The sequence below is a fragment of the Solihabitans fulvus genome, from assembly GCF_008386585.1.
Classification (GTDB): Bacteria; Actinomycetota; Actinomycetes; order Mycobacteriales; family Pseudonocardiaceae; genus Solihabitans; species Solihabitans fulvus.
In genome coordinates this window covers 110,491-117,338 of the sequence record NZ_VUOB01000053.1, presented here as the reverse complement: position 1 = coordinate 117,338, position 6,848 = coordinate 110,491, and the positions used below count along the sequence as shown (strand labels likewise).

General features: G+C 70.1%; 9 protein-coding genes. 5 read left to right on the top strand and 4 right to left on the bottom strand.

Annotation, left to right across the window (positions count from 1 at the left end; all coding sequences use genetic code 11):
- Positions 1 to 62: 62 nt before the first annotated feature.
- On the bottom strand, positions 63 to 1,382 hold the full coding sequence (locus F0L68_RS27265; RefSeq protein ID WP_149852681.1) for an amino acid permease: 1,320 nt from the start codon (positions 1,380 to 1,382) through the stop codon (positions 63 to 65).
- Positions 1,383 to 1,768: 386 nt separating this feature from the next.
- Between F0L68_RS27265 and F0L68_RS27260 the strand changes: the two genes are divergently transcribed.
- Both F0L68_RS27260 and F0L68_RS27255 read left to right on the top strand, forming a co-directional pair.
- Positions 1,769 to 2,242, top strand: coding sequence for an Lrp/AsnC family transcriptional regulator (locus F0L68_RS27260; protein WP_438672323.1), 474 nt, complete (start codon positions 1,769 to 1,771; stop codon positions 2,240 to 2,242).
- A 146-nt stretch (positions 2,243 to 2,388) separates the two neighbouring features.
- Positions 2,389 to 3,015: a DoxX family membrane protein gene (locus tag F0L68_RS27255; protein ID WP_149852671.1), complete on the top strand. Its 627-nt coding sequence runs from the start codon at positions 2,389 to 2,391 to the stop codon at positions 3,013 to 3,015.
- Positions 3,016 to 3,017: 2 nt separating this feature from the next.
- Here F0L68_RS27255 and F0L68_RS27250 read toward each other — a convergent pair whose 3' ends face one another.
- Together F0L68_RS27250 and F0L68_RS27245 are read right to left on the bottom strand one after the other, a co-directional pair.
- Complete coding sequence (locus tag F0L68_RS27250; protein WP_149852670.1) at positions 3,018 to 3,326, bottom strand: AzlD domain-containing protein; 309 nt, start codon at positions 3,324 to 3,326, stop codon at positions 3,018 to 3,020.
- Positions 3,323 to 4,111, bottom strand: a complete 789-nt coding sequence (locus F0L68_RS27245) for an AzlC family ABC transporter permease (RefSeq protein WP_149852669.1) — start codon at positions 4,109 to 4,111, stop codon at positions 3,323 to 3,325. The genes F0L68_RS27250 and F0L68_RS27245 overlap by 4 nt, the downstream gene beginning before the upstream one ends.
- Before the next feature lie 80 nt (positions 4,112 to 4,191).
- On the opposite strand from F0L68_RS27245, the gene F0L68_RS27240 reads away from it, so the two are divergent.
- The 3 genes from F0L68_RS27240 (at position 4,192) to F0L68_RS27230 (ending at position 5,525) form a co-directional block, all read left to right on the top strand.
- Entirely contained in the window at positions 4,192 to 4,761 is a 570-nt protein-coding gene (locus F0L68_RS27240; RefSeq protein WP_149852668.1) for a helix-turn-helix domain-containing protein, read from the top strand.
- Positions 4,762 to 4,854: 93 nt separating this feature from the next.
- Positions 4,855 to 5,124, top strand: a complete 270-nt coding sequence (locus F0L68_RS27235) for an antitoxin (protein ID WP_188316857.1) — start codon at positions 4,855 to 4,857, stop codon at positions 5,122 to 5,124.
- Positions 5,121 to 5,525, top strand: a complete 405-nt coding sequence (locus F0L68_RS27230; protein ID WP_149852667.1) for a type II toxin-antitoxin system VapC family toxin — start codon at positions 5,121 to 5,123, stop codon at positions 5,523 to 5,525. The genes F0L68_RS27235 and F0L68_RS27230 overlap by 4 nt, the downstream gene beginning before the upstream one ends.
- A gap of 51 nt (positions 5,526 to 5,576) precedes the next feature.
- Here F0L68_RS27230 and pdxS read toward each other — a convergent pair whose 3' ends face one another.
- Positions 5,577 to 6,521, bottom strand: coding sequence for a pyridoxal 5'-phosphate synthase lyase subunit PdxS (gene pdxS, locus F0L68_RS27225; RefSeq protein WP_149852666.1), 945 nt, complete (start codon positions 6,519 to 6,521; stop codon positions 5,577 to 5,579).
- Between the last annotated feature and the right edge of the window lie 327 nt (positions 6,522 to 6,848).

Sequence of the window (6,848 nt, the reverse complement as noted above, 5' to 3'; positions counted from 1 at the left end):
CGGCGGTGCCGCCAGGGGCCGCCTCGGCCCGGCTAGCGCGGACAAGATCCACGGGACGCCCCCTAGCTTGCTGCCGCCGCCCTGCGGGACTGGATCCACTTCCAGCTGGCCGCGATGACCAGCAGGATCACCGGCAGCGAGCAGAACGCCCAGAACTCGGGCCCGTCCGAGAACGCCATCAGGACGATGACCAGCGCGAGGAAGCCCAGCGTCGCCCAGCCCGTGTAGGGCGCGCCCGGCATCCGGTAGCTGGGGCGCTCGACCTCGCCGCGCAGCGCGGCCCTGCGCAGCCGCAGCTGGCAGAGGATGAGCGTGGCCCAGGTCGCCACCACGCCAAGCGAGGCGATCGCCATGGCGATGTCGAAGGCCTCCTTGGGCACGATGTAGTTGAGCACCACGCCGAGCACGTAGACCGCCGAGGTGAACAGGATGCCGCCGTAGGGCACGTGCCGCCGGCTCATCTTCCCGGCGAAGGCAGGCGCCTCGCCCTTGTCGGCGAGCGCCCGCAGGATGCGGCCGGTGGAGTAGAGGCCGGAGTTGCACGAGGACAGCGCGGCGGTCAGCACGACCACGTTCATCACGTCGCCGACACCGGGGATGCCGAGCCGGGAGAACACGGTGACGAACGGGCTCTCGGCACCGCTGTAGGACCCCCAGGGCAGCAGCATGGCCAGCAGCAGCACCGAGCCGACGTAGAAGATCGCGATCCGCCAGACCACGCTGTTGATCGCCTTGGGCAGCACCGCGCGCGGGTTGTGCGTCTCGCCGGCCGCGATGCCGATCAGCTCGATCGCGGAGTAGGCGAACACCACGGCCTGCAAGGACATCAGCGCGATGCCGACGCCGTGCGGGAACAGCCCGTGGTGCGCGGTCAGGTTGGCGACTCCGGCCTGGCCGTCGCCGATGTGCGCGCTGGTGGCGACGAGACCGGCGCCGACCACCAGGAACACCACGATGGCGAGCACCTTGACCACGGAGAACCAGAACTCGAGCTCGCCGAACAGCCGCACCGACAGCAGGTTGATCGCGAGCAGGGCGGCGAGCGCGATCAGGGCGGTGATCCACTGCGGCAGGTCCGGCAGCCACTTCTTCACGTAGATCCCGACGGCGGTGATCTCCGCGACGCCGGTCATCGCCCAGTTCACCCAGTACATCCAGCCGGAGGCGAAACCGGCCCACGGCCCGATGAACTCGCGGGCGTACTCGACGAAACTGCCGGCGGTCGGCCGGTGCAGCACGAGTTCGCCGAGCGCGCGCATCACGAAGAAAGCCGCGGCGCCGCACACCGCATAGGCGAAGACGAGCGAGGGGCCCGCTGTGGCGAGCCTGCCGCCGGCGCCGAGGAACAGCCCGACGCCAATGGCACCGCCAATGGCGATCATCTGCACCTGGCGTTTGGTGAGCGACTTGGTATAGCCGTCAGCGTCGACCGTCGGCTGCGTTTCGCGCCCCGTCTGCGTTGACGAATCCACGAGGTGGGTCCTTCCGTCCAGAGGGGTGTCGGGGCCTCCCGCGCCCCGACACACATCAGCAGGGTGACGCGGGCCACCCTGCTGGGAGCAGGACCCTAGTGATGCCCGAAAGTCGGCGGTTCGATGCTTGGGCAAGCCTTGATGTAACAGCCGTCACAACAATCCGCGAATCGCCGGGAGAATTGGCCAGCCGATGCCCGACTGCATTAAATTCGGCCGTGCGCCCGTAACTCGGCGTCGAATTCGTCCAATCGAGCGGGGCCATCGATCCTGTTCGCGAACCAGAGGTGACTCACGTGCTCGATGCGGTCGACGCCGCCATCATCCAGGAGTTGCAGAAGGACGCGCGGCTGGCCAACAAGGATCTCGCCGCGTTGGTCAACGTGGCCCCGTCAACCTGCGTCACCAGGCACCGGTCGCTGCGCGAGCGCGCGGTGATCACCGGCTACCGGGCCGAGGTCGACCTCGCCGAGCTGGGCCGCCCGGTGCAGGCCGTGATCGCGGTGCGGATCCGGCCGCACACCAGGGCCGTGGTCGGGCCGTTCATGGACTACGTGCTGTCGCTGCCGGAGACGATCTCGGTGTCGCACGTGGCCGGACCGGAGGACTTCCTGGTGCACGTCGCGGTCGCGGACACCACGCACCTGCAACGGCTCGTGCTGGACAGCTTCACCAGCCGCAGGGAGGTGGCCCAGCTGCACACGAACCTGGTGTTCGAGCACGTGCGCAAGAGCACGGTGCCGCCGACCGCCGCCGCGCTCGGCGGCTGACCTCGCGCGGAGGCGTCCGCGCGGCACGAGGTTCCCGCCGGTCTCCGTGAACCACCTCACCGACGCACCCGCGAACCGAGGGGAACGTCGCGGTCCCCCGGCTCCTCCTCGTCGACGAAAGCACCACGTCGACGCTGGAGGAAATCGTGTCACCAATCGTGCTCAGCGGTCCGCGCACGCGCCGCAACACCGTCCGCGCGCTGTGGTTCGCGCTCGCCGCGCAGTCGCTGTGGTTCGCGCTGAACGGACTCGTGCTGCACCGCGCCCCCGGCCTCGACGCGTTCGGCGTCGCCGTCACCGTGCTCTTCGCCGTGTTCGCCGCGCTGCGCGACCGGTGGTCGTGGCTGTCGGTCCTGGTCAGGCTGCTCATGGCGGCCGAGTTCCTGCTGGCCGTGTGCGACCGGTTCGGCGTCTTCGGCGCGCCGGGCGCGGCAGGCGTGTCCTGGGGCGACTTCGCCCACTTCGTGGACTACACGCGATCGATGACGACGTTCCTGCCCGGCGGCCTGGCCTGGCCGCTCGCGGTGGCGGCGACCGTCGCCGAACTCGGCCTCGGCCTCGCGCTCCTGCTCGGCCTGCGCACCCGGCTCGCCGCGCAGGCCGCCGCCGGGCTGCTGGCCGTCTACGGCGTCTCGATGACGATCTCGCTGCCGGCCGCCGAACAGTTCCACTACGTCGTTTTCGTGCTGTGCGGGGGAATGCTGGTGCTGGCGACCCTCGATCGCGTCCCGTTCGGCGTCGACGCGCTGGCCGCGCGGGCCGCCCTGGTCTGAGGTCAGGACACCCCGAGCAGGCGAAGGCAGGCGGTGGTGCCGGCCGCGGCGACCACCACGACCACGAACGGCAGCCTGCGCCACGCGACCACCGCGCCGACGAGCACCCCGGCCGGCCGGGACCAGCCTGCGAACCCGTGCCCCTGGGTGAAGGTCGCGGTCGCGACCAACGCGACCAGCAGCACGCACGCCGCCATCGACAGGAGCCTGCGGACCCGCTCGGGGATCTCCAGGCGTTTGCGCAGCAGGGGTCCGGCCAGCCGGAAGCCGTAGGTTCCCGCGGCGAGCGCCAGCACGGCGACCATGGTCATCGGGACTCCTCCGAGGTGGCGGGGGCGGTTGTGCTGTCAGCAGCGGGGTCGGCGGCGGGATCGGTCGTGGGTTCGGTCGTGGGGTCGGTCGTGGGTTCGGTCGTGGGTTCGGTGGCCGGCTTCGGCGCGCGGCCGGCGGCGAGCAGGCCGACCAGCGCGAGCAGCACCGGGATCCCCGCCGGCAGCAGCGGGGTGGTCGCGACCGCGACGGCGGCGCCGATCAGCGCGACGCGGCGGGTGGCGCGGTCCCGCAGCGAGGGCAGCACCAGGGCGAACAGGGCGGCGGGGAACGCGGCGTCCAGGCCGAGCGCGTCGGTGTTGCCGATGGCCTGCCCGGCGACGGACCCGGCCACCACGCCGAGGTTCCAGAAGAAGAAGAGCGAGATGCCGCACGCCCAGAAGGCCGCCCTGCTGCGCTCGGGGTCGCGCTGACCCATGGCGAAGGCGACCGACTCGTCGATGATCAGGTGGCTGCCGACCAGCCGCCGCCAGCCGCTGCCGAGGACGTCGCCGATGGCCATGCCGAAGGGCAGGTGACGGAGGTTGAGGACCAGTCCCGCGATCACGGCGGCCACCGGGCTGCCGCCCGAGGCGACCACCCCGACGGCCATGAACTGCGAGCCGCCCGCGAAGACCAGGACGGACATGACCAGCGGCAGCCACCAGGCCAGGCCAGCGGCCACCGCGATCGCGCCGAAGGACGCGCCGACCAGGCCGGCGGCCGCGGCCACCGCGCCGACGTTCCGGAGTAACTCGCGATCCAATGTTCGCCATATCGAACGCATAGTCTCGTATCGTGAACACGAAGTCGGCGTTCGTCAAGGCGAACGGCCCGACTGACAGACCGAACACGCGGGGTGAGCGCATGGAAGAACACCGGGAGCGGGCCGCCGCGCCGCTCGACCTCATCGCGGCCGCGCTGCGGCGCGAGCGCGAGCGGGTCGGCCTGACGCTCACCGAGCTGGCCAAGCGCGCGAAGATCGCCAAGTCCACGCTCTCCCAGCTCGAGTCCGGCAGCGCCAACCCCAGCGTGGAGACCCTGTGGGCGCTCGGCGTCGCGCTCGGCGTGCCGTTCAGCCGGCTGGTCGACCCGCCGGTGCCGAGGGTCCAGGTGATCAGGGCGGGCGAGGGACCGGCGATCTACTCGGAGCGCGCGCACTACACGGCGACGCTGCTCGCCTCCAGCCCGCCGGGCGCGCGGCGCGACATCTACGTGCTGAACCTCGAACCCGGCCCGGCGAGGGAGTCCCAGCCGCACATGCCGGGGACCGTGGAGCACATGATCGTCAGCACCGGCCGCGTGCTGGCCGGGCCGACCGAGGCGCCGATCGAGGTGGGGCCGGGCGACTACCTGGTGTACCCGGGGGATCTGCCGCACACATGCCGCGCGCTGGAACCGGGCTCGTCGGCCGTCATGGTGATGGAGCACGTCTGACGCAGATCACTCGAACGAGGCATCCAGTCGCACTGGTGTTCGACCGACAATTATTGCATGCAATCTGCAGGCGCAGCGCTTATCGTGGATTCCATGGACGCCCACCCGAGCGACACCCCGGAAGCCCCGGTCAAGGCCGTGCAGATTCGGGACGTGCCGGTGCGCGTGGTCAACGAGTTGCAAGGGCGGGCCGCTGCCGAAGGCATGTCACTGACGGCCTACCTCCGAAATCAGCTCATCGAGCTAGCCAGCCAGCCGAGTATGGCGGAGTGGATCAAGCTGGCCACCGACCGGGACTGGGGAGTCGATCGAGAGACTGTGGCCCGCACGATCCAGGAGATTCGAGACGAGGACGCCGAATGAACTTCGACGTTGTCGTGGACAACTCAGCACTCATCGAGATCGTCGTGAGCGAACCACCAGATCCCGGACTGCTACGGCGATTGATGACGTCTGTCGCTGCCGCGCCCGAGGTCATCGACGCGGAGGCACTGCGCGTGCTGCGCCGAATGGCACTCAAGGGCAGGTTGACCGACGAGGAGGCCACCAGCGCGCTCACCCGGGTCATCCAGTCCCCGATAAAGCGGCTGCCACACATCTGGCTGCTCGACGCCGCATGGCGGATGCGGCATGCGGTGTCCGGCCACGACTCGCTGTATGTCGCGCTGGCCGAGCGGCTTGACGTGCCGCTAGTCACCTGCGACGCGAAGCTGGCCGGCAGTAACGGCCACAAAGCCACGATCGAGCACTATCCAACGGCATGAGGTGTGTGCCGGGGTCCACAACGGACCCCGGCACACACGTCGAGAAGTTATCTACCAGCCGCGCTCGGCCAGGCGGTGCGGCTCGGGGATCTCGTCGACGTTGATGCCGACCATCGCCTCGCCGAGGCCGCGCGAGACCTTCGCGATCACGTCCGGGTCGTCGTGGAAGGTGGTGGCCTTCACGATGGCCTCGGCGCGCTTGGCCGGGTCGCCCGACTTGAAGATGCCGGAGCCGACGAACACGCCCTCGGCGCCGAGCTGCATCATCATCGCGGCGTCGGCCGGAGTGGCGATGCCGCCCGCGGTGAACAGCACCACGGGGAGCTTGCCGGCCTCGGCGACCTCGCGGACCAGCTCGTAGGGGGCCTGGAGCTCCTTGGCGGCCACGTACAGCTCGTCCGGGCTCATCGTCTGGAGCCTGCGCAGCTCGGCGCGGATCTTGCGCATGTGGGTGGTCGCGTTCGACACGTCACCGGTGCCGGCCTCGCCCTTGGAGCGGATCATCGCCGCGCCCTCGGTGATCCGGCGCAGCGCCTCGCCGAGGTTGGTCGCGCCGCACACGAACGGCACGGTGAACTGCCACTTGTCGATGTGGTTCGCGTAGTCGGCCGGGGTCAGCACCTCGGACTCGTCGATGTAGTCCACACCGAGCGACTGGAGCACCTGGGCCTCGACGAAGTGGCCGATCCTGGCCTTGGCCATCACCGGGATGGACACGGCCTCGATGATCCCGTCGATCATGTCCGGGTCGCTCATCCTGGACACGCCGCCCTGCGCGCGGATGTCGGCGGGCACGCGCTCCAGTGCCATCACGGCCACCGCGCCCGCGTCCTCGGCGATCTTCGCCTGCTCCGCGTTGACGACGTCCATGATCACGCCGCCCTTGAGCATCTCCGCCATACCGCGCTTGACCTGCGCGGTGCCCGTCACGGGCGTGACGCCGTCAGCAGTGGTGGAAGTGGTCCCGGGAGAGGTCACGGTCAGGCCTTTCGACATGCTGGTTCGATTGGAGGATCCGGCGGCCGGTGGACCGGGGCCGGACAACCCCATCGTACGTGCGACGTGGCCACTCAACGCAGGCCAATCCGACCCTTAATCACCAGGCCACTTCCGTCTCCGCACCTGGTGACGGCGTCCGTCGGGTCGCCGCAGAGAGCTCGCTCACCACGCCGGCGAGCGCCGCCGAGGAGTTGCCCGCCGCGAACTCGACGCCCTCCGTCCGGCGCAGCCCGCGGCCATCCGTTCCTCCTGCCGGGTTGGCTCTGGCGCGCGGCCTTGTCCGAGCACGTCAACGGGTGTGAGATCGGACACTAACTGGGGACA